This window comes from Actinomadura luteofluorescens (genome assembly GCF_013409365.1).
GTDB lineage: Bacteria > Actinomycetota > Actinomycetes > Streptosporangiales > Streptosporangiaceae > Spirillospora > Spirillospora luteofluorescens.
Window position 1 is genome coordinate 5,804,085 of record NZ_JACCBA010000001.1, and the last position, 23,902, is coordinate 5,827,986.

Here is a 23,902-nt window from a genome sequence, read left to right on the forward strand (position 1 = left end):
CGGGCCGGCGAAAAGTGACTGCAAGGGAGATGTGACGCTGCCATGACGATGAAGCTGGACTCCTGGCTGCTGGAGATCCTGGCCTGCCCCAACTGCGGCGGCGACCTGCGCGCCGACGAGGAGGCCGACGAGCTCGTGTGCACCGGCTCCTGCGGCTACGCCTACCCGGTGCGCGACGACATCCCCGTCCTCCTCGTGGACGAGGCGCGGACCCCCGCCCCGTGAGCGTCTCCCTCGACCCCTCGCGGCTGGAGAGCGCGGAGGCGGCCGAGGCGGCCGATCCCGGCGGGATGCTCCGGCAGGTCGCCTCGTCGGCCGCGCAGGTGCGGGAGGCGCGGCGCGCCGCGGCGGAGGCCGGCGTCGCCGGGCTCGCCGACGACGGCCGCCCCCGCGCGATCGTGGTCGTGGGCACCGGCTCCTGCGCCGCCCCGGGCGACGTGCTCGCGGCGGTGTGCGGCACGGGCTGCGCCGTCCCGATCTCGACGGTGCGCGGCCACCGGCTGCCCGGCTGGGTGGGCGCGGCCGACCTGGTCGTCGCGGTCTCGGCCTCGGGAGCCGCCGAGGAGACCCTGGAGGTCGCCGCGGAGGCCGCCCGGCGCGGCTGCCGCCTGCTGGCCGTCGGCGGGGAGGACTCGCCGCTCTCGGACCTCGCGGGCAGGAGCCGCGGCGTCTTCGTGCCCGTCCGGTCCGCCGGGCGGCCGCGCTCCACCCTGTGGGGCCTGACGATCCCCCTGCTCCTCGCCGCGCGGACGCTGCGGCTGGCGGACGTCCCCGACGCCGTGCTGGAGTCCGCGGCGGCGCTGCTGGAGGACGTCGCGCACCGGTGCCGTCCGTCCAGCGAACCGTTCGTCAACCCGGCCAAGCGGCTCGCGCTCGACCTGGCGGGCGACGTGCCTCTGGTGTGGGGCTCCACCGACCTGACGGTCGCGGCGGCGTACCGGATGTGCTCCCAGCTCAACGAGAACGCCAAGTACCCGGCGGTCTTCGGGGAGCTCCCGGAGGCCGGCCAGAACCAGGTCGCGGTGTTCGACGGCCTCTTCGCGCGGGCCGGCTCCCCGGCCGATCCCGACGACTTCTTCCGCGACCGGCTGGACGAGCCGGAGCACGGCCTGCACCTGGTCAGCCTGCGGGAGGCGGAGGAGCATCCGCGGGCGCGCGCGGGGGCCGAGGCGGCCGCCGCGCTGGCCCGCGACCGGGGCGTGGCGGTCACCGAGATGCGGGCGGAGGGCGACCATCCGCTGGAAAGGATCGCGTCGCTGATCGCGTTGGCCGACTATGTCGCGGTTTACTTGGCTATCGCGCTCGGCGTGGACCCCGCGTCCGAGCCTGCCGTACAAGAGCTCAGAGCGAGGATTGCGTAGATGAGTGCTGAGGGTGGAACGAAGGCCATCGTCGCCGCGTTGGCCGCCAACCTCGGGATCGCGGCGTCGAAGGCCGTCGCGTTCGCGTTCACGGGTTCGTCGTCGATGCTGGCCGAGTCCATCCACTCGGTGGCCGACTCCGGGAACCAGGGGCTGCTGCTGCTCGGCCGCAAGCGGTCCGAACGCGACCGCACCCCCCAGCACCCGTTCGGGTACGGGCGAGAACGCTACTTCTACGCGTTCGTCGTCGCGGTCGTCCTGTTCACCGTAGGCGCGGCGTTCTCGCTCTACGAGGGCTACCACAAGATCTCCCACCCGGAGGAGGTCAAGGCCCCGATCTGGGCGTTCGCGGTGCTGATCATCGCGATCATCCTGGAGACGTTCTCGTTCCGCACGGCGATCAAGGAGTCGAACCAGGTCCGCGGCGAGCAGTCCTGGTGGAAGTTCATCCGCCGCGCGAAGGCCCCCGAACTGCCGGTGGTGCTGCTGGAGGACCTCGCCGCCCTCGTCGGCCTGATCCTCGCCCTGCTCGGCGTCTCGATGGCGGTGGCCACCGGCGACGGCATCTGGGACGGCGTCGGCACCGTGGCGATCGGGCTGCTGCTCGGCGCGGTCGCGACGATCCTGGCGATCGAGACCAAGAGCCTGCTGATCGGCGAGGGCGTCGACCCGCAGACCGAGCGGCGGATCATCGAGGCGCTGGAGTCGGTGGACGAGGTCGACCACCTCATCCACATCAGGACCGAGTACATGGGCCCCGACGAGCTGCTCATCGCCGCGAAGATCGCCGTCAACCACGACGACACGGCCGCCGACGTGGCGCGCGGGATCGACGCGGCGGAGGCGAGGGTCCGGGCGCAGATCCCGGAGGCGAAGCTCATCTACCTGGAGCCGGCGCTGGACGAGCCCTCCCGGGCGCATGCCCTGGAGGCGCAGCCGGAGACCCCCGCCTCGTCCTGACCGGGACGTTCCGCGCGGCCCGTTCCACGGGCCGCGCCGGACATGGGACCCCTCACCGGGCGGCCGCCGCAGGCGCCGGCCGAACCCCAGCCCAGGCGAGACCGGCGAGTGCCTCCGAGGAGGCGAGCCGCGGCCGTCCGGCGAGGTGCTTTCCCATGCCTCCCCGCCCGGACCCCTGAAACCGGGCGGTTCTGGTGTGACCGCGGCGGCCCCGCCGAACCCCCTACGTCGGCGATGGCCACCGTCGCGGTCACGATTAAGACACTACGTTCGCGGCACTCGTCCGCACGTCCCCCTCAAGGAGGGAACGCGGGTGGTACTCCAGGCGGATCCCCGCGATCCGCATACACCCGCCAGGTGAGGCCATGGCCCGACTCAACGGTCAGTATGGGGGAGTGACCACCGATGACAAGGCCCGGACCGGACCCGGCCCCGCGGGGTTCGGCCCAGCCGTCGCGCACCACGCGTGGCGGCTGTCCGGCCGGATCGTGGCGGGGGTCGGGCAACTGCTGCTGTGGATCCTCACCGGCGTCGGCACCCTCCTGCGCCCGCTCGCGGTCAGGCTCGGCGCGCGGCTGAACGGCGGAGCGGGACGCGGTCCCGGGGCCCCGCCCGGGCAGACGGCGCCACTGCCCCGCTGGATCAACACCTGGCGCGAGGTCGTCGAAGCCTGGTACTTCGCGCCGCTGACCGGGCTCGCCCTGACGATCGCGGCGCTGGCGGAGCTGGCGCCGCGCGTCGACTCCCCGATCAGCCTCGCGGGCGGGTTCGCGGTCGCGGCCACGTTCCCGCTCGTGTGGCGCCGCGAGAACCTGCGCGCCGTCGCGGCGGTCGTGCTCAGCGCCGTCGCCGCGAGCCTCCTCACCGGGCAGATCCTGCTCGTCACGACCAGCTTCGCGGCCCTCTACACGCTGTACGCGCTGGGACGGCGGCTGCCCCGCCAGTCGACCGGCGTCCTCGCGGTCGGCAGCGTCGCCGCCCTCGGGGTCGTCTACCTCGCGACCGGCACGCTCGACGACATCCCCTGGCCCGCGCCCATCGTCGCGGTCCTCGCCGCCATCGGCCTCGGGGACGCGCGGCGCGTCGTGGAGTCCGCGGGCCGGACGGAGGCCGAGGCCGCCGAGCGCACCAACGAGACCCTCACCCGGCTCACCGCCGTCCAGCGGGAGCAGGCCGTCATGCGGGAGCGCGCCCGCATCGCGCGGGAGCTGCACGACGTCGTCGCGCACTCCGTCTCCATGATCGCCGTGCAGGCGGAGACGGCCCCGTACACGATGGACGACCTGTCGCCCGAGGCCCGCGCCGGCTACACCGAGATCGCCAAGACGGCCCGGGACGCGCTGGTGGAGATGCGGCGGCTGCTCAGCGTGCTGCGCGCCGACGCCACGCCCGAGCCGGAGGCCGCGAACTCCCCGCAGCCGCGCCTGGACCGGCTGCCCGACCTGATCGAGCAGCACCGCGGCGCCGGCGGCCACGTCGACCTCGCCGTGCACGGCGATCCGCGCGCCCTGTCCACGACGGTGGAGCTGTCGGCGTACCGGATCGTCCAGGAGGCGCTGACCAACGCGCGGCGGCACGCGCCCGGCTCCGGCGTCCGCGTCGACTTGACGTTCCTGCCCGACCGGCTCGCGGTCCGCGTCCAGGACAGCGGCGCCTCCGCGTCCACCCAGGTCCTGAACCCGCAGGACCCCGGCTCGCGTACAGGTGGACCGAACCCCGCGGGCCCGCCCCCGGCCGACCCCGGGCGCACCCGCCTGGAAGGGGCCGGATCGGGTGGCGGACACGGCCTCGTGGGGATGCGGGAACGTGCGACCATGCTGGGCGGGCGGTTCTCCGCCGGCCCCGCCACCCAGGGCGGGTTCCTGGTGGAGGCCGAGCTTCCGGTGACGAGTGAGGGGAATTCCATCCGTGGACACGGTTCGCAGGCGCCGCCCGGCCGCCCCTGACCCTCGCGTCCCGCCGCCCCCCGGGCGGTCGCTGTGATCAACGTGCTGATCGTCGACGACCAGACGATCGTGCGGGCCGGGTTCGCCGCCCTGCTCGCCGCCCAGGACGACATCACCGTGATCGGCGAGGCCGGCGACGGCCGCGAGGCCGTCGCGCTCGCCGAGCACCGCCGTCCGGACGTCGTCGTGATGGACATCCGGATGCCCGGCATGGACGGCATCGAGGCCACCCGCCGCATCCTCGCGCTCCCGGGTTCGGAGAACGTCCGGGTCCTGGTGCTCACCACGTTCGACGTCGACGAGTACGTCTACGACGCGCTCGCCGTCGGCGCCAGCGGCTTCCTGCTGAAGGACGCGACGGCGGACGAGCTGGTCTCGGCGGTCCGGGTGGTGGCGCGCGGCGACTCCCTGCTGGCCCCGCAGGTCACGGGCCGGCTCATCCGCGAGTTCACCAAGCAGCGGCGCAGCCGCCCGCAGGCGCCGTCGGAGCTGTCGACGCTGACCGCCCGCGAGACCGAGGTGCTCGTCCTGATCGCGGGCGGCCTGTCCAACGGCGAGATCGCGCAGCGCCTCTTCGTCAGCGAGCACACGGTCAAGACGCACGTGGCGCGCGTCTTCACCAAACTCGGCCTCCGCGACCGCGCCCAAGCAGTCATGCTCGCCTACGAATCCGGAGTAGTAGTCCCAGGAGAGACCGGGAGCTGATCCCCCATCGCAGCGACCGCAACCACCACAGCAACCCCGCAACAACCTGAGTGGCCCCGATCGCGTCCGAAGGCAGATTCGAGCGAAGCAAGAATCTCATCGCGCAGCGAGCCGCCAGGCGAGCCGGAGCGATGCCAGCGATCGCCCGCTTTCTCGACGATGGAGGGCCCTTAGGGCCCGAAGGAGGAGAGAAAAGCAATAAACACTCAGCGGCGGCGTAGGAGGCGCATCGCTTTTTCCTTCTCGAAGTCCAGGGCTCGGGTGGGTGGGGCGGAGAGGCGGCCTATGCGTTCGCCCAGTTCGCGTACGTGGGCCTGGACCTGGGGTTCGGCCAGTACTCGCAGGCCGAAGGCCAGTTCGGCGGGGCCGATGTCGTAGCGCTTCTCCAGAGCCAGGGCCAGTGCCACCGCGCGGAGTTCGGCGTCCCCGAACCGGCGGTGGCCGCCGCCGCGCCTGCTGAGGGCGGCCTCGCGGGTGACGGGCAGCAGCCCGAGGGCCTCCCGGTAGCGGAGCATCCGGGGCGAGGTGCCGAGCCGCCGGGCGGCCTCCGTGATACGCATGGCGGTAATTCTGACAAATCAGTGTCAGAAAGTCCTCCCCGGCCGTGCCTTGGGGTACGCACCGCCCGTAGACTCGCCCCCGTTGACGCGGCCGTGCACTCGCCCGTCACGACCTCGCGTACCCGACGGCGCGCACATGACCAAGGGAGCAACGAAAGCATGGACTACAAGGTCGCCGACCTGTCGCTGGCCGACTTCGGGCGCCGGGAGATCCGGCTCGCCGAGCACGAGATGCCGGGCCTGATGGCGGTGCGCGAGGAGTACTCCGCCGCCAAGCCGCTGCGCGGCGCCAAGATCATGGGCTCGCTGCACATGACGATCCAGACGGCCGTGCTGATCGAGACGCTGGTCGAGCTCGGCGCCGACGTCCGCTGGGTGTCCTGCAACATCTTCTCCACCCAGGACCACGCCGCCGCCGCGATCGTCGTCGGCAGGGACGGCACCGTCGACGACCCGAAGGGCGTCCCGGTGTTCGCGTGGAAGGGCGAGACGCTCGAAGAGTACTGGTGGTGCACCGACCAGGCCCTGCGGTGGCCGGACGGCACCGGCCCCAACATGATCCTGGACGACGGCGGCGACGCGACGCTCCTCGTCCACAAGGGCGCCGAGTACGAGAAGGCGGGCGCCGTGCCGACCGCCACCGAGGACGACCCCGAGGAGTGGGGCATCATCCTCGACACCCTGCGCCGCACGATCGCCGAGACCCCCGGCCGCTGGACCGAGGCCGCCGCCGCGATCAAGGGCGTCACCGAGGAGACCACCACCGGCGTCCACCGCCTCTACGAGATGGCGAAGGCCGGCACCCTCGCGTTCCCGGCGATCAACGTCAACGACTCGGTCACCAAGTCGAAGTTCGACAACAAGTACGGCTGCCGCCACTCCGTCATCGACGGCCTCAACCGCGCCACCGACGTGCTGATCGGCGGCAAGGTCGCCGTCGTCTGCGGCTACGGCGACGTGGGCAAGGGCTGCGCCGACGCGCTGCGCGGCCAGGGCGCCCGCGTCATCGTCACCGAGATCGACCCCATCTGCGCGCTGCAGGCCGCGATGGACGGCTTCCAGGTCACCACCCTGGAGGACGTCGTCGACCGCGCCGACATCTTCGTCACCACCACCGGCAACTTCAACATCATCACGGCCGAGCACATGGCCCGGATGAAGCACCAGGCGATCGTGTCCAACATCGGGCACTTCGACAACGAGATCGACATGGCCGGCCTCGCGAAGACCCCGGGCATCGAGAAGATCGAGATCAAGCCGCAGGTGCACGAGTGGCGCTTCCCCGACGGCCACTCCATCCTCGTCCTCGCCGAGGGCCGCCTGATGAACCTCGGCTGCGCCACCGGCCACCCGTCCTTCGTGATGTCCAACTCCTTCACGAACCAGGTCATCGCGCAGATCGAGCTGTTCACCAAGACCGACGAGTACCCGATCGGCGTCTACGTCCTGCCCAAGCACCTGGACGAGAAGGTCGCCCGCCTCCACCTCGACGCCCTCGGCGTCAAGCTCACCGAGCTCACCAAGGAGCAGGCCTCCTACATCGGCGTCCACGTCGAAGGCCCCTACAAGCCCGACCACTACAGGTATTAATTGCTTTTTTCTCCTCCTTCGGGCCTGGCGGCCCTCCATCGTCGATAAAAGCGGGCGATCGCTGGCATCGCTCCGGCTCGCCTTGCGGCTCGCTGCGCGATCAGATTCTTGCTTCGCTTGAATCTGCCTTCGGACGCGATCGCGGCCCCTCAGGTGGTTGCGGGGTTGCGGTGGTGGCTGAGGTCGCCGTGGCACGGCTGGGCCGGGGAGTGAGAGTGTTCTGGGACTGCCGGACGGGGGTTCTCCCGTCCGGCAGTTACTTCGTAAGGGTGTGGGGATGAGCGATATCGCGGATCGGTCGTTGGCGTATGAGGGCGTCAAGCGGATCGAGTGGGCCGATCGGAGCATGCCGGTGCTGCGGCAGATCCGGGAGCGGTTCGCTGCCGAGCGGCCGCTGGACGGGTTGAAGGTCGCGGCGTGCATGCACATCACGACCGAGACCGCCGGGCTCATCCGCACCCTTCAGGCGGGCGGTGCGAGCGTGGCGCTGGCGGCGTCCAACCCGCTGTCCACGCAGGACGACACCGCCGCCGCGCTCGTGGAGGAGTACGGGGCCGAGGTGTTCGCGCGCGCGGGCACCGACCGCGAGGGGTACTACGCGCACATCCACCAGGCCCTGGAGACCGGGCCCGACTTCGTCCTGGACGATGGGTGCGACCTGGTCAACACCCTGCACACCGACCGGACGGATCTGCTCGGCACCGTGAAGGCCGGGTGCGAGCAGACGACGACGGGCGTCATCCGGCTGCACCAGATGGCCCGCGAGGGCGCGCTGAAGTTCCCCGTGGTCGCGGTGAACGACACCGACACCAAGCACATGTTCGACAATCGGTACGGGACGGGCCAGTCGACGCTCGACGGGATCGTGCGCGCGACCAACACGCTGCTGGCCGGCAAGACCGTGGTGATCGCGGGGTTCGGTTACTGCGGGCGCGGCCTGGCCGAGCGGGCGCGGGGCCTCGGCTCGCGTGTCGTAGTCACCGAGATCGACCCGGTGAAGGCGCTGGACGCGACCATGCAGGGTTTCGCCGTCCGGCCCATGGCCGAGGCCGCCGTGGAGGGCGACGTCTTCATCACTGTCACGGGTAACCGCGACGTGGTGAACGCCGACCACCTCGCCGTGATGAAGGACGGGGCCATCCTCGCGAACTCCGGGCACTTCGACGTCGAGATCGACGTGCGGGCCCTCAGCGACATGGCCGTGGAGGTGCATCACGGGATCCGGCCGCAGACGGACGAGTACGTGCTGGCCGATGGGCGGCGCCTGGTGCTGCTCGCGGAGGGCCGTCTCGTCAATCTGGCCGCCGCGGAGGGGCATCCCGCGGCCGTGATGGACATGTCGTTCGCCGACCAGGCCCTCACCTGCGCGTGGCTGGCGGCGTCCCACGCGTCGCTGTCCCCGGCCGTCCACGACGTGCCGAAGGAGATCGACACGGAGGTCGCGCGGCTCAAGCTGGCCTCGATGTCGGTCTCCATCGACCTGCTGACCCCGGACCAGGAGGACTACCTGCACTCCTGGCGCATCGGATCCTGAGCCGTGCCCGCCGGAACGTACCTGCACCTCGACGACGGGCTTGAGGAGCGCTTCAAGTGCGCACCGGGGCCCGGCGGGTGGCGGTACACCTCCACGCGCCCCGACGGCGTCCGCGTCGACCTCGTCGTGGACGCGCGCTGGCGCCAGATCCGCGTCGAGGTCATCACGCCCGGCTGGTGGGTGCGCGGCGGCGTGACCGGCCAGGAACTGGCCTGGGTGCGCGCGGCCGGTGAGACGGGCACCGAGCACAGCGAGCGGGCGTCGGGCTTCCTTCACGACTCGCCGGGGTTCCTGATCGCCGTCGCCCGTTCCCTGGAACTGGACGAGGGCGCGCAGAGCGATGTCCGTCTCGTCCGGTTGAGCGGGACGTCGCTGTCGGCGCTGACGGCCCTGTGGCGCTGGCGGCTGGCGGGGACGTCCGTCCACGAGACGGACACCGGGCCGCTGACGGTGACGGAGTACGAGGTCACCGACCTGTCCACGGGCGAGGTCGAGTCGGTGCACCTGGCAGGGGACGTCGTGCTGGCCGCGCCCGGCATCGAGCTCACCGCCCTGGAATCCCCGCCGAACCTGCCCTGACCTGGCGTGCGGTATCTTCTCGTACTCTTCCGACAAGATCAGGTGTGGGGGGTTGTGTCGTGTACGGGCAGGTTCCGGAGGGGCAGGGCCAGGGTCACGGGCAGGGGCGGCCGCCGATGCCCGGCCCGCCTATGAGCGGCCCGCCGATGACTGGACCGTTCCCGCCCGCCGGGCCGCCGGGCCCGCCGCCGGCGGCGAAGCGTCCCTCGCCGATCGTGTGGGTGGCCGTGGCCGTGGCGGGCGTGGTCGTGCTGGCGGGCGTGGCCTTCCTGGCGCTCAACGGAACGGGCGCGCCGACCGGCCCGGTGAAGGCCGAGCAGTGCGTCGACACCGGGTTCGGGATGGACGACGGCAAAAGGATCCCGCCGAGCCTCCGGGTGAGCTGCGACGACACCAAGGCGAAGGCCAAGGTGGTGAAGGTCGTCGGCAAGAAGGAGGCGTCGGCCTTCCAGTTCGGTTCGCGTGCCGAGCCCGACTGCCCGAGCGGCACGGACGGCTTCACGAACGTTCGCGAGAAGAAGGAAGACAAGACCTACTACGAGGCGTGCGTGCGCAACCTCAAGGGCTCCCACCCGGGCGACCCTGGCGCGGGCGGGGCGTTCCTCTCGGCGGGCGACTGTGTGAGCAGCGGTTCCATCGGCTTCGGCAAGGAGCAGCCGTGCTCCAAGCCGGACTGGTACGGCAAGGTGATCGCGCGCGTCGGCGCGGAGAACGCGTGCCCGGCCAAGACGCTGGAGACCATGAAGCTGCGGTCCTTCGGCGGCGGGAACGCTGCGAACCCGGTGCTGTGCCTGGGCCCGGGGGGCGGCGTGCTGTCCCCGGGCGACTGCATCGAGGACCCCTCGTTCAACGTCGGTGACCTGGGCAAGGCCCAGTGCGAGTCCAGCGAGGCCATCGCGAAGGTCGTCGGCAGGGTCGCCACCACCAAGGAGTGCCCAGCAGAGGCCACCAACTACATGACCAGCGAGGGCGCCTTCCGGCCGGTGCTGTGCCTGAAGAAGCTGCGCCCGACGCTGACCGAGAAGCTGCGCTCGCTGCCGGGCTAAGGCTTCACCGTGACGCTGTGGGACGGCGTTCCAGGGTCGGCCCACACCGACAGGACGTGGCGGGTCGCGTCCCAGGACGTCCGCCACGTCCCGTCCCGGTCGGTCGAGGTGACCTTCGGGGCGGAGGGGAACCAGATTTCCGTGGGGCCTGCCACGCCGGGCTTGTTGCGCCAGGTCACGGTGAGCGTCCCGGACGTGTGGGTGACGCTGGTGAGCGTGCCGGCGACCGCGCGCGGGTAGGGCCGGGCGAGCAGTTTCGCGAAGAGGGTCGGCTCGCCCTTGCCGTCGGTGATTCCGGACGAGCCCGGGTCGTTCGACCAGTACGCCCAGCCGATGCCGAGTTCGTCCGCCATGGTGAGCCAGTCGCCGGTGAAGTCTGCGGCGCCTGGAGCGTCCTGTCCCATGCCACCGACCTCGCCCAGCCACATCGGCGCGTTCAGGCGGCGTGCGGCGGCGGGCATGTTCCGCTTCCAGAGCGTGAACTGCGCCTGGACGAGCATCTTCGCCACCCCGTCATAGGAGCCGCCCAGGTCGACCCCACCCGGATAGAAGTGCGGTGCCAGGACGATCCGGGGCCCACTGGGGCGCGGGTCCCGGACGGTGCCCAGCGACGTTTCCGCGCCCTCGTTCGAGCCGAGCGCCTGCGGTTCGACGAACACCCAGTTGTCGCCGTCCACCTTGCGGATCGCGTTGACGATGCCCTGGTAGAAGGGCGTGAGGATCGGGCCCTCGAAGAAGCCGAACTGGCGCGTCCCGCCGAAGGGCTCGTTCATCAGGTCGTAGCCCAGGACGGCAGGGACGCGGGAGAAGCGTCGCGCGACGTGCTGCCACATCGCCGTGTAGCGCTGCACCAGTTCCGGGTGCTTGCCGGTGTTGTTCCAGAAGTTGTCGTAGGCGCGCAGGATTCCGGGCTGGAGATACGTCAGCACCCACGGGTCCTGCGGTGTGCAGGGCATTCCGTCGGTGAAGGTGGCCCAGGCAGGGGCGCCGTTACCGGAACCCTCGCACGCGGCCGGACCGTAGATGTCCTGGTGCATGTCGAGGATGACGTGCATGCCCTGCTGGCCGTACCAGGCGACACGTTCGGCGACGTCGTCCAAGTAGGCGTCGTCGTAGCGGCCCGGCTCCGGCTCGACGTTCTTCCACTGCACCAGGTACCGGACGGAGTTCGTGCCCAGCTCGCGGGCCTCCCGGACGACGTCCTCACGCTTCACCCACGGCAGCCCGTCCGGGCCTTTGGCGCTGCCCGCGGTGTTGAGCCCGTGCAGGAGGAGCGTCCTGCCCTGGTCGTCGGTGATGGCGGGAAGCGGCGCCGTCTGTGCGCGGGCGGGCGCCGCGGTCAGGGCCGGTGAAGTCACCGTGAGCGCCGCGAGGGCGACCCGGCCGAGGGCAGTACGGACGCGCATGCCGCCTCCTGAACCTGAAATTTCTTCGGATTCTAGGAGCCGGCGCCGTTATTGACAATCTTGTCAGTAGCCCTGATACGGGCCCTGCGGCGGCGGACCGCCCGCGGGCCCCGCCGGATACGGCACCGGCGGCCGGGGCGGGTTCAGGACGTTCTGGTACGGCCCGGCGCCGTACTCGTTGGGCGGGAGGAACCGCGGCTGCCCGGGCTGGGGAGCGCTGAACGGCGGCGGCGCGGGAGGCCCCTGCCGCGGCGGGCCGTACGGCGCGGGCCCCGCCACCGCCATCGCCGGGACGGGCACGGGCGCGGCGCCCCAGGCGGGAAGGCCGAAACGGCGCATCCGGCGCGCCCGGCGCTCGGCGAGCCGCAGCTCCTCCCGATGGCGGCGCTCCGCGAGGACGGCCGACAGCAGGATCTCGGGCCGCACCCCCGGCGGTGGTGGCGGACTCACCACCGCCACGACCTGCGAGGCGACCCGCTGCCCCAGCGTGTCGCGGACCTCCGGCAGCAGCTCCCAGAACCGCGACAGGTACTGGCGGGCCGTCATCGCCAGCTCGTCCGACAGCAGGGACAGCTCCAGGTTCCGCGCCCACCAGGCGAGCTGCGGCGGCATCACCGCGACGGGACCCAGCAGCGCCGACGCGGGCACCCGCTCCTGGATGACGATCGTCCCGGCGAACAGGTCGCCGAGCCGCTTGCCACGCCGGTTGCAGAACGACGTGATCAGCGCCGGCGAGCCGTAGAACAGCCAGAACTCGATGAACCCGGCGAGCGCCCGCACCAGCGCCTGCCGGAACCGGACCGGCCCGCCGTCGTCGCCGACGACGCGGAGCCCGACGGCCATCTTGCCCAGCGTCCGCCCCCGCGACAGCGTCTCGAACGCGCACGGATACCCGACGATCACGGCGACGACGGCGAGCAGCGTCAGCCCGACCGTCCAGGCGTCGTCGGCCACCAGCGAGGTCATCGCCGTGACGTAGACGACGATGTTCAGCAGCACCGCCTGGAAGAGCAGGTCGAGGAGGACGGCGCAGGCACGGCTGGCCAGCCGCGCGACCCGGATGTCGAGCGCGACGGCCTCGCCGGTGACGAGATCGGCCATGTCCTGTCCTCCGATGCGGGCGGACTGACCATTGTGCCGGTTCGGCGGACCGAGGCGTTAGTCTCGCCGGGTGGACGTCGACGCCTACGTGGCCGCGCACAACGCCGAATGGCTGCGCCTCGAACGGCTCATCAACCGCGGCCGCAGGCTGACCGGCGCGGAAGCCGACGAACTGGTCGATCTCTACCAGCGCACGGCGACGCACCTGTCGGTCGTCCGGTCCAGCTCGCCCGACCCCCAGCTCGTGGGACGGCTGTCGTCGCTCGTGGCGCGCGGCAGAGCCGCGGTGGGCGGCGCGCAGGCGCCCCTCTGGCGCGACGTCACCCGCTTCGCGACCGTGTCGTTCCCCGCGGCCGCGTACCGGATGCGGTGGTGGTGGCTCGGCAGCGCCATCCTCGGCAACCTGCTGTCGCTCGCCCTAGCGATCTGGGTCGTGCACAGCCCGGAGGTCCAGGCGACCATCGGGACGCCTGACGAGATCCGCGAACTCGTCGAGCACGACTTCGCGAACTACTACACCGAGCACTCGGCGTCCTCGTTCGCCTTCCAGGTGTGGGTCAACAACGCCTGGGTGTCGGCGACCGCGCTCATCTTCGGGATCCTCCTAGGCATCCCGACCGTGTACGTCCTGCTGCTGAACCAGGTCAACCTCGGGATCAGCGGCGGCCTGATGTTCGCCTACGGCAAGGGCGGGGTGTTCTTCGGGCTGATCCTCCCGCACGGCCTGCTGGAGCTCACCGCCGTCTACCTGGCCTGCGCCGGGGGCCTCAAGCTCGGCTGGACGATCGTCGACCCCGGCCCGCGCCGCCGCGGCCAGGCCCTCGCCGAGGAGGGCCGCGCCGCCGTCAGCATCGCCCTCGGCCTCGTCGCGGTCCTGCTCGTGTCCGGCCTCATCGAGGGCTTCGTGACCGGCTGGGTCCACATCACCTGGCTGCGCATCACGATCGGCGTCATCGCCGAGACCGCGTTCCTCGCCTACGTGATCGTCCTGGGCCGCCGAGCCGTCCGCCAAGGCGAAACCGGCGACGCGGACCTCCACCCAGACCTGGCACCGGTTTCTGCTTAGCATTTCTCTCCTCCTTCGGGCCTTGAAGGCCCTCCATCGTCGAGAAACGCGGGCGATCGCTGGCATCGCTTCGACTCGCCTGGCGGCTCGCTGCGCGATCAGATTCTTGCTTCGCTCGAATCTGCCTTCGGACGCGATCGCAACTCTTGAGGTTGTTGCTTGGTTGCGGTGGAGGCTGGGGTTCTTACAGCCTTCCTGCGGCTTTGAGGGCCAGGTAGGCGTCGGCTAGGGCGGGGGCTATTTCCGCCGGTGGGGCGTCCACCACTTCTACGCCGTGGCCTCTCAGTTCGGCCGTCAGGCGGCGGCGTTCGGCTCTCGACCGTTCGGCGGCGGCGGCGTCGTAGACCGACGCCAGGTCGCCGCGCGACTCCGCCATCTCCGCGACGCGCGGGTCCGACACCGCGGCGATCATGACGAGGTGCCGGGCGGTGAGCTGCGGCAGCAGGGGCAGCAGCCCCTCCTCGATCGCGGCGGTGTTCAGGTCGGTGAGCAGCACGACGAGGCACCGCTGCCGGACCCGCGCCATCAGCGTCGACACCATCCCGGCGGCGTCGCATTCGAGCAGCTCCGGGTCCAGCGGCGCGAGGGCGTGCACCATCGCGGGCAGCAGGTCGGTGCGGGACGCTCCCTCGACGCGGGCGCGTACGCGGCGGTCGTAGGCGAGCAGGTCGACGCGGTCGCCCGCGCGGGACGCCAGGGCGCCGAGCAGCAGCGCCGCGTCCATCGAGCAGTCGAGCCGGGGGATGTCGCCGACGCGGCCCGCGGACGTGCGGCCCGTGTCGAGGACGAGGTAGATGCGGCGGTCGCGTTCGGGGCGCCAGGTCCGCACGACCACGTCGCCGCGCCGTGCCGTGGCGCGCCAGTCGATGGACCGGACGTCGTCGCCGTCCACGTACTCGCGCAGGGAGTCGAACTCGGTGCCCTGTCCGCGGATCAGCGCGACGTGCGCGCCCGTCAGCTCCCGCAGCCGGGCGAGCTTGGCGGGCAGGTGGCGGCGGGACGGGAACGCGGGCAGCGCCCGGACGGTCCAGGGCGCGGAACGCGAGAGCTGCCGCGCGGCGAGCCCGAGCGGCCCCACAGAGCGGACGACGACGGTGACGGCCTTCCGGTCGCCGCGGCGGGTGGGCGTCAGGGTCATCTCGACGCGGCGCCGCTCCCCGGCGGGCACGTCCACCTTCACCATGCGGGGCGTGGCGCCCGCGCTGGGCGGCCACACGTCCCGCAGCCGGGCCTTGAGGCGCCGCCGGCCGAGGTTCTCCACGATCAGCGCCACCTGGGCCGTCTCGCCGAGGCGCACGCTGGTGTCGCCGGCGCGGTGGAAGCGCAGGGCCCGCACGTTCCCGGCCAGGGCGAGGTCGGCGACGACGCCGAGGAGCAGGACGCCCCACACCGCGAAGAGCGTCCACCAGCTCGGCGCGAGCAGCGGGACGATCGCGCCGAGGAGGGCCAGCAGCCCGAGACGCCCGGTCAGCGCCATCAGCGCGGGGCGGGGACGTGGGCGAGGATGCCCTCCAGCACGCCGTCGGCGGTCGCGCCCTCCAGCTCGGCCTCGGGACGCAGCTGGACGCGGTGCCGCAGCGTGGGCCTGGCCAGCGCCTTCACGTCGTCCGGCGTGACGTAGTCGCGGCCCGACAGCCACGCCCAGGCGCGGGACGTGGCCAGCAGCGCCGTCGCACCGCGCGGCGACACGCCGAGCTGCAGGGACGGGGACTGCCGGGTGGCCCTGCACAGGTCCACGACGTAGGCGGCGACCTTGGGGTCGAGGTGCACGGTCCTGACGGCGGCCTGCCCGGCGGCCAGCTCGGCCGCACCGGCGACCGGCTTCACCTCGGACAGGTCGCGGGGGTCGAACCCGGCGGCGTGCCGCTGGAGCATGGAGATCTCCTCGTCCCGGGTGGGGACGGGCACCGACAGCTTGACCAGGAACCGGTCGAGCTGGGCCTCGGGCAGGGGATAGGTCCCCTCGTACTCGATCGGGTTCTGCGTCGCGCACACGACGAACGGGTCGGGCAGGGGGCGCGCGGTGCCCTCCACCGAGACCTGGCGCTCCTCCATGGCCTCCAGCAGGGAGGCCTGCGTCTTGGGCGGCGTCCGGTTGATCTCGTCGGCGAGCAGGAGGTTGGTGAAGACCGGGCCCTCGCGGAAATCGAACTCCGCCGTCCGGTTGTCGTACACCAGCGAGCCGGTCACGTCGCCGGGCATCAGGTCGGGGGTGAACTGGACGCGTTTGAAGTCCAGGTCGAGGGCCCGCGACAGCGTCTTGATGAGCAGCGTCTTGGCCGTGCCGGGGACGCCCTCCAGCAGCACGTGGCCGCGGCAGAGCAGCGCGATCACCAGCCCGGTCACCACGGAGTCCTGGCCGACGACCGTCTTGGCGACCTCACCGCGCAGGGCCGCGAGCGCCGCGCGGGCCATCTCGGCCTGGCGCCGGGCGTCCTCGGAGATCGTGCCCGGCCCCGCGCCGCCGGGGGCGCCGCCGGGCACGTCGTCCTTCCCGAGCTCTACAGGGGGGTTCAAGACTGGCGTACCTGCCTTTCCAGGTCGTCGAGGACGTCGGTGAGGGCGATCAGCCCGGCGTCGTCCAAGGGTTCAGGACCGTACAGGGCCGCTCCGACGTACGTCTCTTCGTACGCCGTGCGGCGGGCGACCGCCGTGACGATCTCCTGCGCGGCGGAGGGATCCTGCGCGCTGCTGCGGGGGAGCCCGAGGAGCGGCACGAGGCGTTCGCGGGCGCCGGAGCGCAGTGCGTCCGAGGCCCGGTCGCGGGCGCGGCCCGCGCGGTACAGGCGGGCGAGGCCCTCGACCGTCTCGGCGGACCGGACGACGACGGGCAGCGCCTCCGCCACGACCGGGCCGAGGCGGCGGGCCCGCCACAGGGCCACCAGCAGCACCGCGACGAGCAGCTGGAGGATGAGCAGTTTCACGCCGAACGGCAGCAGGTCGCCGAGCGACCGCTGCCCCGCGCCGGAGCCGGCCTTCGGCAGGTCCGGGGCGAGCCAGACCGCCGACGTGCCCGCACCGGCGAGGTTCATGGCCAGGGCGGCGTTGCCCTCCTCGGTGAGCCGCCGGTTCGTCAGCGGCGCGGCCGAGCCGAGCACCGTGACGGTGTGCGCGCCGGTGCCGACCTGGACGAGCCTCGCGTCGCCGTAGTCGGTCCGGTAGCAGGCGGTGCCCGTGCCCGCGACCTCGTAGGTCTCCGACTCGTGGAAGTCGACCGGCCCCGCGAGGGACGCCACGGGCAGGTTGCAGCCCGGCCCGGCGACCTCCTGCGTCGACGGGCTCCGCCTGCGCACCTGCGGGGCGAACGCGTCCAGCGCGAACGACGTCGGCCGGACGAGCAGCACGTCGGCCGGGACGCCGCTCAGCCGTTCCAGGTCCTCCTCGGTGAGCCGCTCCGTGCGGGTCACCACGAGGACCGTGCCCGGTCCGGCCGCGCTCAGGGCGTCGCCGGTGTTCCGGGCCACCGTCACCGGCGTGCCGTGCTGCCGGAGGATCTCCGCGAGCGCCCGGCTGCCGTCCTGCTTCGGCGACTCCGGATCGAGCGCCTCGGCCGACGCGGAGGGGCGCAGCGCGGCCAGCACCACCGCGACCACGATCATCGCGACGACCGTCGCGACGACGCCGCGCGCCGACCGCCAGCGGCGCCCCGCGACCTGCCGGGCGGACGCCTCCGCGGCGGGCCGCGCGCCGCGCGGCGGGGAGGCCGTTACCACCGCGGCCCCCCTTCGTCGCCGGTTCCGGCCAGGGTGAGGTCGTCGGACTCCAGCGGTTTCGGCCGCGCCGCGCGCAGCCGCTCGTCCAGCTCCTTCATCCGCGCGTATCCCTCGGGGGTTCCCGGCCGGTCCCCGTACCAGACGTCGTCGAAGATCTGCACGCCCGCGGCCAGCTCCCCGGCCAGCGCGGGCACCGCCTCGCCCGCCTCGGCCGCCAGCTCGTCGGCGGTCCGGCCCGGCCGCGCCGACAGCACCGCGCGCTCCTCGAGGTCGCGGGCGATGGCGCGCAGCCGCTCCCGGATCGCCTCGGCCCACTGCCCGGCCTCCGCGTGCCGCTCCGCCGCCTGCCGGTGGTCGAGCGCGGTGGACGGCACGTCCTCCAGCAGCGGGTCCTTGCGGGAGCGCGGGTTGCGGCGCCCCCACATCAGCCACACGACCAGCGCGACCGCGACCAGAACGATCACGACGACGATGGCGATGGACGTCCACCCGCCGCCGCTGCCCTGCGACTCCGGGGCGGGCGCCTTCTCGAACAGATGGCGCAGCCACTCGGCGAAGTCGTCCCAGGCCCGCTCCAGCCAGGACGGCTTGTCGCGCTGGTAGACCTGCTTCTCCAGCTCGCGGCGGGCCATCTCGCGGGCCTCGTCGCGGCCGATCGGATCCAGGATCACGTGCCCGCTCCCGTCCACGGACGCGCCTGTGCCGGGCCGGCGTGCGCCGGGCCCGTCCGCCACAGGTCGATGAACCCCTCGTCCTGCTCGGCGTCCCGCTCTCCAGCGGCCGCCCGCTCCCCGGCGACGGCGGCGGCCGACCGCCCCCGGGTGCGCAGGTCCAGGTCGAAGCCCTCCCGGCGCATCCGCCGGTCCATGTAGAGCAGCGCGATCACACCTGCGTCGAACGGCATCACCACGGACCAGCTCACGATCCGCCCCGCGGTGTCCACCGCGAGCGCGCCCATCGTCGACCCGCTGCCGGAGGAGTCCTCAAAGAAGATCAGCTGCGCGAACAGGAACGGGATCCGCAACGCGAAGAAGCCCATGAACACGGTCACGAGCAGGGCCAGCAGGAGCGTCCCGCACGTCCGGAACCAGCGCCCCTTGGAGAGGGTCGTCGCGCGGCGCAACGCGCCGCCGACGGTCTGCCGCTCCAGGACGACCGCCGGGACCGCCTGGACGAACAGGATGTACAGCCACACCATCAGCCCGATGCCGACGGGGAAACCGAAGAACCCCGCGAGCACCGCGAACGCCGGGCGCTCCCCGGCGATCAGGAGGAAGAACGGCACGACCGGCAGGGCCAGCGCGCCCAGCGAGACGCCCATGACCGCCGCCGCGGTGCCGACCAGCCGGCCGAGGCGCGGGCGGGCGTCCCGCCACGCCTGCCCCGGCCCGATCGGCATGCCCACGAGCTCGCGTCCCAGGATCGGCGCCACCAGCCCCGCCAGCAGCAGGATCCCGAACGCCGACAGCACCAGCCCCAGCAGCGTCAGGGTCAGCTGGGCCCCCAGCGACTCCATCAGCACGTCCGGGGTCACCTCGTCGCGGGCCTCGTCGCCGATGAAGAAGTAGGCGGCGACCGAGCTCGTCACCTGGATCACCGTGCTGACCGCCACCGACAGGCCCAGCGTGGCGCGCGGCCTGCGCCGGATCCCGGTGATCGCGCCGTCCAGCATCTCCGAGATGGACATGGGACGGAACGGGACGCCCCGCGCCACATCGGTGGCGTCGGCGCCGTCGTCCCAGCCGTCCGGTCCCGGCATCCCGTCTCCCCTGCGCTCTCCGGCGGGTCGGCGGCGCGTCCGATCTGGCCCGTTCCGGGCCGTTACGTGGCCGCCGGTCAGGTCATCCTGTCACGGGCGCGGTGTGAATCTTGCGCCCGTTCCCGGAGTCGCGCCTACCATGGCGGGCCGCCCGGACGATGCGGGGGAGCGCCGTACGACGCAAACGCGGGTAACCTTGCACGCCAAGGCATAACTCTCCCTGGCGAGGTGGCGCCGGAGCATCGCGCCCCACTCCACCGAACCCCGACTTGTGACGATGAGGGCCATGAGAGGACGTGTACTGGTCGTCGACGACGATCTCGCGCTCGCCGAGATGCTCGGCATCGTGCTGAGGGGCGAGGGCTTCGAGCCGTCGTTCGTCCACGACGGCGACAAGGCGCTCGAGGCGTTCCGGGAGACCCGGCCCGACCTCGTGCTGCTCGACCTGATGCTGCCGGGAGCCGACGGCATCGACGTGTGCCGGCAGATCCGCGCCGAGTCCGGCGTGCCGATCGTCATGCTGACCGCCAAGAGCGACACCGTGGACGTCGTCCTCGGCCTGGAGTCGGGCGCCGACGACTACATCGTCAAGCCGTTCAAGCCCAAGGAGCTGGTCGCGCGCGTGCGCGCCCGCCTGCGCCGCACCGACGAGCCGGCGCCCGAGACCCTGCAGATCGGCGACATCACCATCGACGTCGCCGGCCACTCGGTCAAGCGCGGCGACCGGCACATCCCGCTCACGCCGCTGGAGTTCGACCTGCTCGTCGCCCTCGCCCGCAAGCCCCGCCAGGTCTTCACCCGCGAGGTGCTGCTGGAGCAGGTCTGGGGCTACCGGCACGCCGCCGACACGCGGCTGGTGAACGTGCACGTCCAGCGGCTCCGCGCCAAGATCGAGAAGGATCCGGAACGGCCAGAGATCGTCGTCACCGTGCGCGGGGTCGGCTACAAGGCCGGCCCGGCCTGACGCCGTCCCGCAGCCCGTTGACACGCCGATGACCGACCAGCGCCCCGCCGGACCGCCGCGCCGCCTCGCGGACCTCCCATGAACGTCGACATGAGGAGGGCGAAGCGGTTCGTCCGGCGCGGGCTGGGCGCGGTCCGGCGCGTCCTGCAGGGCGCCGCGCGCACCGGCTACCTGCGCTGGCGCCGGTCGATCCAGGTCCGCGTCGTCACGTCCACCCTGTTCATCTCGGCGATCGTGGTGGCGATCCTCGGCGCGTTCCTCATGCAGCAGGTGTCGTCCGCGCTGATGGACGGCAAGGTCAAGGCGGCCCGACTCCAGCTGGACGACGGCCTCGCGCAGGTCCAGCGCGACCTGGGCAACTCCACGGGGGACGGCAGCAGGCTGAACTCGACGATCGACCGGCTCAAGGCCCGCAGCGGGCCATCGGGGCTCTACGAGGTCTACATCCGCGACACCACCGAGCAGTACTTCGACGGGTACACGACCAACGAACTGCGCCAGGAGAGCGTCCCCAAGCGGCTCCGCGAGGAGCTGAAGAACGCGCCCGCCGGGTCCCGCGCCTACACCTACGGCAAGCTCTCCTACATCGGAGACCGCTCGGACGAGCGCGGCCTCATCGTCGGCGGCAAGACCGGCCAGTTCGAGCTCTACTACCTGTTTCCGCTGACGCAGGAGCAGCAGACGCTCACCAACGTCAGCCGCTCCCTGGCCGGAGTGGGCATCGTCCTGGTGCTGCTGCTGGCCGCGATCGCGTCCCTGGTCACGCGGCAGGTCGTCATCCCGGTCCGGCTCGCGGCCCAGGGCGCGCAGAGGCTCGCCGCCGGACGCCTCGAAGAGCGCATGCGGGTCCGGGGCGAGGACGACCTGGCCCGGCTCGCCCGCTCCTTCAACGACATGGCCGCCAACCTCCAGGAGAAGATCGGCGAGCTGGAGGACCTGTCGCAGGTGCAGCGCCAGTTCGTCTCCGACGTCTCCCACGAGCTGCGCACCCCGCTGACCACGATCCGGATCGCCGCGGACATGCTCTACGAGAACCGCGACGGCTTCGCCGACCCGTCCGTCGGGCGGTCCGCGGAGCTGCTGCAGAGCCAGCTGGAGCGGTTCGAGTCCCTCCTGGCCGACCTGCTGGAGATCAGCCGCCACGACGCCGGCGCCGCGACGCTCGACGCCGAGTCCCTCGACATGCGCGACCTCGTCCTGCGCGTCGTCGGCGACATCCAGGGCCTCGCCGAGCGCAAGGGCAGCAAGGTCATCCTGCAGCTGCCGGGCGAGCCCTGCATGGCCGAGGTCGACCGCCGCCGCGTCGAGCGCATCGCGCGCAACCTCCTCGTCAACGCCGTCGAGCACGGCGAGGGCGAGGACATCGTCGTCTCCGTGGGCGCCGACCGCGACGCCGTCGCCGTCGCCGTCCGCGACCACGGGGTCGGGCTGAAACCGGGGGAGGGGCAGATGGTCTTCGACCGCTTCTGGCGCGCCGACCCGGCCCGCGCCCGCACCACCGGCGGCACCGGGCTCGGCCTGTCGATCTCCCGCGAGGACGCGCAGCTGCACGGCGGCTGGCTCCAGGCGTGGGGAGAGCCCGGCGCGGGCTCCCAGTTCCGCCTCTCGCTGCCGCGCGTGGCCGGGGCCGAACTGCGGGGCTCGCCGCTGCCGCTCGTCCCGCCCGGAGCCGGTGACGCCCGCCCGCTGTTCGCGGAGCTGGAGGCCGGCGAATGAGCCCCTGCGCGGGAACCCGGCGGATCACGTGCCTGCTCGCCGCCGCCGTCCTGGTCCTGGGCGGCGCCGGCTGCGCGAACGTCCCGAGCGGCGGGCAGGTCGTCTCCGGCAAGCCCGCCGAGCGCGCCGAGCGCGTCGACGACCCCTACGTCCGGCTGATCCCGGTGAAGCCGCGCCCCGAGTGGGGGCCCGCCCAGATCGTCTCGGGCTTCCTCTCCGCGTCCGCGAGCTTCGACGACGGCCACAAGGTCGCCAAGCAGTACCTGTCCGGCCAGACGTCCTGGAACCCCGGCCTGCGGCCCTTCGTGACCGTGCTGGCGAGCCGCATCACCGACCCGCACGTGATCAAGTCGTCCGCCGACCAGGCGACCGTCCGCGTCACCGGCGAAGAACTCGGCACGATCACCGCCGACGGCCAGTACACCGCCTCCCCGAAGGCGCTCGACGCCACCTTCCAGCTCACCCGCACCCCGCAGGGCGTCTGGCGCATCACCGGCATACCCGGCGACGACAAGGCCGGCCTGCTGCTCACCAAGGACGACGTCGAGCGCGCCATGCGCACCGTCAACCTGTACTTCTTCGCGCCCGACCGGCGCACCCTCGTCCCGAACGGCATCTTCCTGCCCGTCGTGAACCGTCAGACGCTGCCCACCCAGCTCGTCCAGGCCCTGCTGACCGGCCCGACCTCCTGGCTGAACGGCGCGGTCGACACCGCCTTCCCGGAGGGCACGCGGCTCCGGCGCACCGTGCAGATCGACAAGGACGTCGCGACCGTCGACCTCACGGGCCAGGCCCGCGGCGGCGACGTCGAGCGCATGTCGGCGCAGCTCTCGTGGACGATGCGGCAGCTCTCGGAGATCAAGTCGTGGCGGCTGTCGATCGAGGGCAAGACCGTCGCCCCCGACGGGACCGACGCCACGCAGCCCGTGAACGGCTGGGAGGGCAACTCGCCCGACGGCCAGGTCCCCTCCGAGGGCGTCCAGCAGAGCGCCTACGTCGTCGGGCCCTCCGGCTTCCTCGGCACCCTGGAGAGCGACCGCGCCCAGCCCGTCGTGACCGGCGCCGCCGGCCGCCTCACCCGTCCCGCCGTCGCCCCCGACCACCAGGAGTTCGCCGGTCTGAGCGCCGACGAGAGCCAGGTCCTGGTCGCCGCCCCCGTCACCGGCCAGCCCGCGCCCCGCCTCCTGCTGACCGCGCGTCCCGGAGCCCGCTTCACCGCGCCGACCTGGAGCCACGACGGCACCCTGTGGGTCGTGGAGACGAAGAAGGACGAGTCCTCGCTCTGGGTGCGCAAGCGCGGCAAACCGCCCGTCCGCGCCGCCCACTGGGGCCTGGGCGGCCGCGAGGTCCTCGCCTTCCGCGTGGCCCGCGACGGGGTCCGCGCGGCGGTGATCGCCCGCGTGGACGGCCGCCCCCAGGTCCAGGTGGGGCGCATCGTCCAGTCTTCCGGCGGCGCCGTGGACGTCGGGTCGTTCCTGCCCGTCAGCTCCGAGCTCCAGGACGCCGTCGACCTCGCCTGGCGCGACTACGGCACCCTCGCCGTCCTCGGCCGCGCCAAGCGCGACTCGCAGACGCTGCCGTTCCTGATGCCGATCAGCGGCAGCGCCATCACGTCCCTGGGCGTCGGCTCCCTCGGCGAACCCCGCACGATCGCCGCCGCGCCGGGCGCCCCGATCCTCATCGGCACCCGCTCCTCCGGCAAGGACCAGGTCTGCCGCCAGCGCTCCCCGAGCAACTCCTACAGCGCCTGGATCTGCCCCACCCCCGCCAAGGACCCCTCCTACCCCGGCTGACCCGCGCCCAGGACGTCCGCGACACGCCGAAGCGTCGAGGCGGTCCGCCGATCGCTCGGGGCCTCCTTGATCACGGAGAGTTATCCACAGTTCGGGGAGTCCG

Annotated in this window: 21 protein-coding genes; 13 read left to right on the forward strand and 8 right to left on the reverse strand. The window is 72.5% G+C overall.

The window, feature by feature from the left end; translation table 11 throughout:
- The first annotated feature begins 42 nt into the window (after positions 1-42).
- From BJY14_RS27030 to BJY14_RS27050, 5 genes are all read left to right on the forward strand, one after another.
- Complete coding sequence (locus BJY14_RS27030; RefSeq protein ID WP_089315918.1) at positions 43-225, forward strand: Trm112 family protein; 183 nt, start codon at positions 43-45, stop codon at positions 223-225.
- Positions 222-1,361 carry an SIS domain-containing protein gene (locus BJY14_RS27035; protein WP_179846171.1) on the forward strand — a complete coding sequence of 380 codons (1,140 nt, stop codon included), beginning with the start codon at positions 222-224 and terminating at the stop codon, positions 1,359-1,361. The genes BJY14_RS27030 and BJY14_RS27035 overlap by 4 nt, the downstream gene beginning before the upstream one ends.
- The gene (locus tag BJY14_RS27040) at positions 1,362-2,321 is read left to right on the forward strand and encodes a cation diffusion facilitator family transporter (protein WP_179846172.1); all 960 of its coding nucleotides are present in this window, start codon (positions 1,362-1,364) and stop codon (positions 2,319-2,321) included.
- A 395-nt stretch (positions 2,322-2,716) separates the two neighbouring features.
- Positions 2,717-4,267, forward strand: a complete 1,551-nt coding sequence (locus BJY14_RS47375) for a sensor histidine kinase (protein ID WP_258942738.1) — start codon at positions 2,717-2,719, stop codon at positions 4,265-4,267.
- A 33-nt stretch (positions 4,268-4,300) separates the two neighbouring features.
- Positions 4,301-4,972, forward strand: a complete 672-nt coding sequence (locus BJY14_RS27050; RefSeq protein ID WP_179846174.1) for a response regulator — start codon at positions 4,301-4,303, stop codon at positions 4,970-4,972.
- A gap of 206 nt (positions 4,973-5,178) precedes the next feature.
- Here BJY14_RS27050 and BJY14_RS27055 read toward each other — a convergent pair whose 3' ends face one another.
- The gene (locus BJY14_RS27055) at positions 5,179-5,532 is read right to left on the reverse strand and encodes a MerR family transcriptional regulator (RefSeq protein WP_179846175.1); all 354 of its coding nucleotides are present in this window, start codon (positions 5,530-5,532) and stop codon (positions 5,179-5,181) included.
- A 159-nt stretch (positions 5,533-5,691) separates the two neighbouring features.
- Between BJY14_RS27055 and ahcY (BJY14_RS27060) the strand changes: the two genes are divergently transcribed.
- The 4 genes from ahcY (BJY14_RS27060) (at position 5,692) to BJY14_RS27075 (ending at position 10,281) form a co-directional block, all read left to right on the forward strand.
- Complete coding sequence (gene ahcY / locus BJY14_RS27060; protein WP_179846176.1) at positions 5,692-7,122, forward strand: adenosylhomocysteinase; 1,431 nt, start codon at positions 5,692-5,694, stop codon at positions 7,120-7,122.
- 277 nt (positions 7,123-7,399) lie between these two features.
- Entirely contained in the window at positions 7,400-8,656 is a 1,257-nt protein-coding gene (gene ahcY, locus BJY14_RS27065) for an adenosylhomocysteinase (protein ID WP_179846177.1), read from the forward strand.
- A 3-nt stretch (positions 8,657-8,659) separates the two neighbouring features.
- Positions 8,660-9,235, forward strand: coding sequence for a hypothetical protein (locus BJY14_RS27070; RefSeq protein WP_179846178.1), 576 nt, complete (start codon positions 8,660-8,662; stop codon positions 9,233-9,235).
- A 146-nt stretch (positions 9,236-9,381) separates the two neighbouring features.
- The gene (locus tag BJY14_RS27075) at positions 9,382-10,281 is read left to right on the forward strand and encodes an LppU/SCO3897 family protein (protein WP_179846179.1); all 900 of its coding nucleotides are present in this window, start codon (positions 9,382-9,384) and stop codon (positions 10,279-10,281) included.
- Here the strand turns inward: BJY14_RS27075 and BJY14_RS27080 are convergent.
- Both BJY14_RS27080 and BJY14_RS27085 read right to left on the reverse strand, forming a co-directional pair.
- Positions 10,278-11,687, reverse strand: coding sequence for a cellulase family glycosylhydrolase (locus BJY14_RS27080; RefSeq protein ID WP_179846180.1), 1,410 nt, complete (start codon positions 11,685-11,687; stop codon positions 10,278-10,280). The genes BJY14_RS27075 and BJY14_RS27080 overlap by 4 nt on opposite strands.
- Before the next feature lie 63 nt (positions 11,688-11,750).
- A complete protein-coding gene (locus BJY14_RS27085; RefSeq protein WP_179846181.1) occupies positions 11,751-12,788 on the reverse strand; it encodes an RDD family protein in 1,038 nt (345 codons plus the stop codon).
- Between the two features lie 70 nt (positions 12,789-12,858).
- Between BJY14_RS27085 and BJY14_RS27090 the strand changes: the two genes are divergently transcribed.
- Positions 12,859-13,854, forward strand: coding sequence for a stage II sporulation protein M (locus tag BJY14_RS27090; RefSeq protein ID WP_179846182.1), 996 nt, complete (start codon positions 12,859-12,861; stop codon positions 13,852-13,854).
- A gap of 184 nt (positions 13,855-14,038) precedes the next feature.
- Here BJY14_RS27090 and BJY14_RS27095 read toward each other — a convergent pair whose 3' ends face one another.
- The 5 genes from BJY14_RS27095 to BJY14_RS27115 all read right to left on the reverse strand — a co-directional run bounded on the left by BJY14_RS27095 (position 14,039) and on the right by BJY14_RS27115 (position 19,326).
- Positions 14,039-15,331 carry a DUF58 domain-containing protein gene (locus BJY14_RS27095; protein WP_179846183.1) on the reverse strand — a complete coding sequence of 431 codons (1,293 nt, stop codon included), beginning with the start codon at positions 15,329-15,331 and terminating at the stop codon, positions 14,039-14,041.
- Positions 15,331-16,269 (reverse strand): AAA family ATPase, encoded by a 939-nt coding sequence (locus BJY14_RS27100; protein ID WP_179849660.1) that lies wholly within the window; start codon positions 16,267-16,269, stop codon positions 15,331-15,333. The genes BJY14_RS27095 and BJY14_RS27100 overlap by 1 nt, the downstream gene beginning before the upstream one ends.
- Before the next feature lie 98 nt (positions 16,270-16,367).
- Entirely contained in the window at positions 16,368-17,567 is a 1,200-nt protein-coding gene (locus BJY14_RS27105) for a DUF4350 domain-containing protein (RefSeq protein ID WP_312879424.1), read from the reverse strand.
- Positions 17,561-18,238, reverse strand: coding sequence for a DUF4129 domain-containing protein (locus tag BJY14_RS27110; protein WP_179846184.1), 678 nt, complete (start codon positions 18,236-18,238; stop codon positions 17,561-17,563). Before BJY14_RS27110 ends, BJY14_RS27105 begins: the two co-directional genes overlap by 7 nt.
- Complete coding sequence (locus BJY14_RS27115) at positions 18,235-19,326, reverse strand: hypothetical protein (RefSeq protein ID WP_179846185.1); 1,092 nt, start codon at positions 19,324-19,326, stop codon at positions 18,235-18,237. The genes BJY14_RS27110 and BJY14_RS27115 overlap by 4 nt, the downstream gene beginning before the upstream one ends.
- A 286-nt stretch (positions 19,327-19,612) precedes the next feature.
- Here BJY14_RS27115 and mtrA point away from each other — a divergent pair, with 286 nt between their 5' ends.
- From mtrA to BJY14_RS27130, 3 genes are all read left to right on the forward strand, one after another.
- Positions 19,613-20,290, forward strand: coding sequence for an MtrAB system response regulator MtrA (gene mtrA / locus BJY14_RS27120; RefSeq protein ID WP_021598338.1), 678 nt, complete (start codon positions 19,613-19,615; stop codon positions 20,288-20,290).
- 90 nt (positions 20,291-20,380) lie between these two features.
- Positions 20,381-22,006 carry an MtrAB system histidine kinase MtrB gene (gene mtrB, locus BJY14_RS27125; protein ID WP_179849662.1) on the forward strand — a complete coding sequence of 542 codons (1,626 nt, stop codon included), beginning with the start codon at positions 20,381-20,383 and terminating at the stop codon, positions 22,004-22,006.
- Positions 22,003-23,799, forward strand: coding sequence for an LpqB family beta-propeller domain-containing protein (locus BJY14_RS27130; protein ID WP_179846186.1), 1,797 nt, complete (start codon positions 22,003-22,005; stop codon positions 23,797-23,799). The genes mtrB and BJY14_RS27130 overlap by 4 nt, the downstream gene beginning before the upstream one ends.
- The last annotated feature ends 103 nt before the right edge of the window (positions 23,800-23,902 follow it).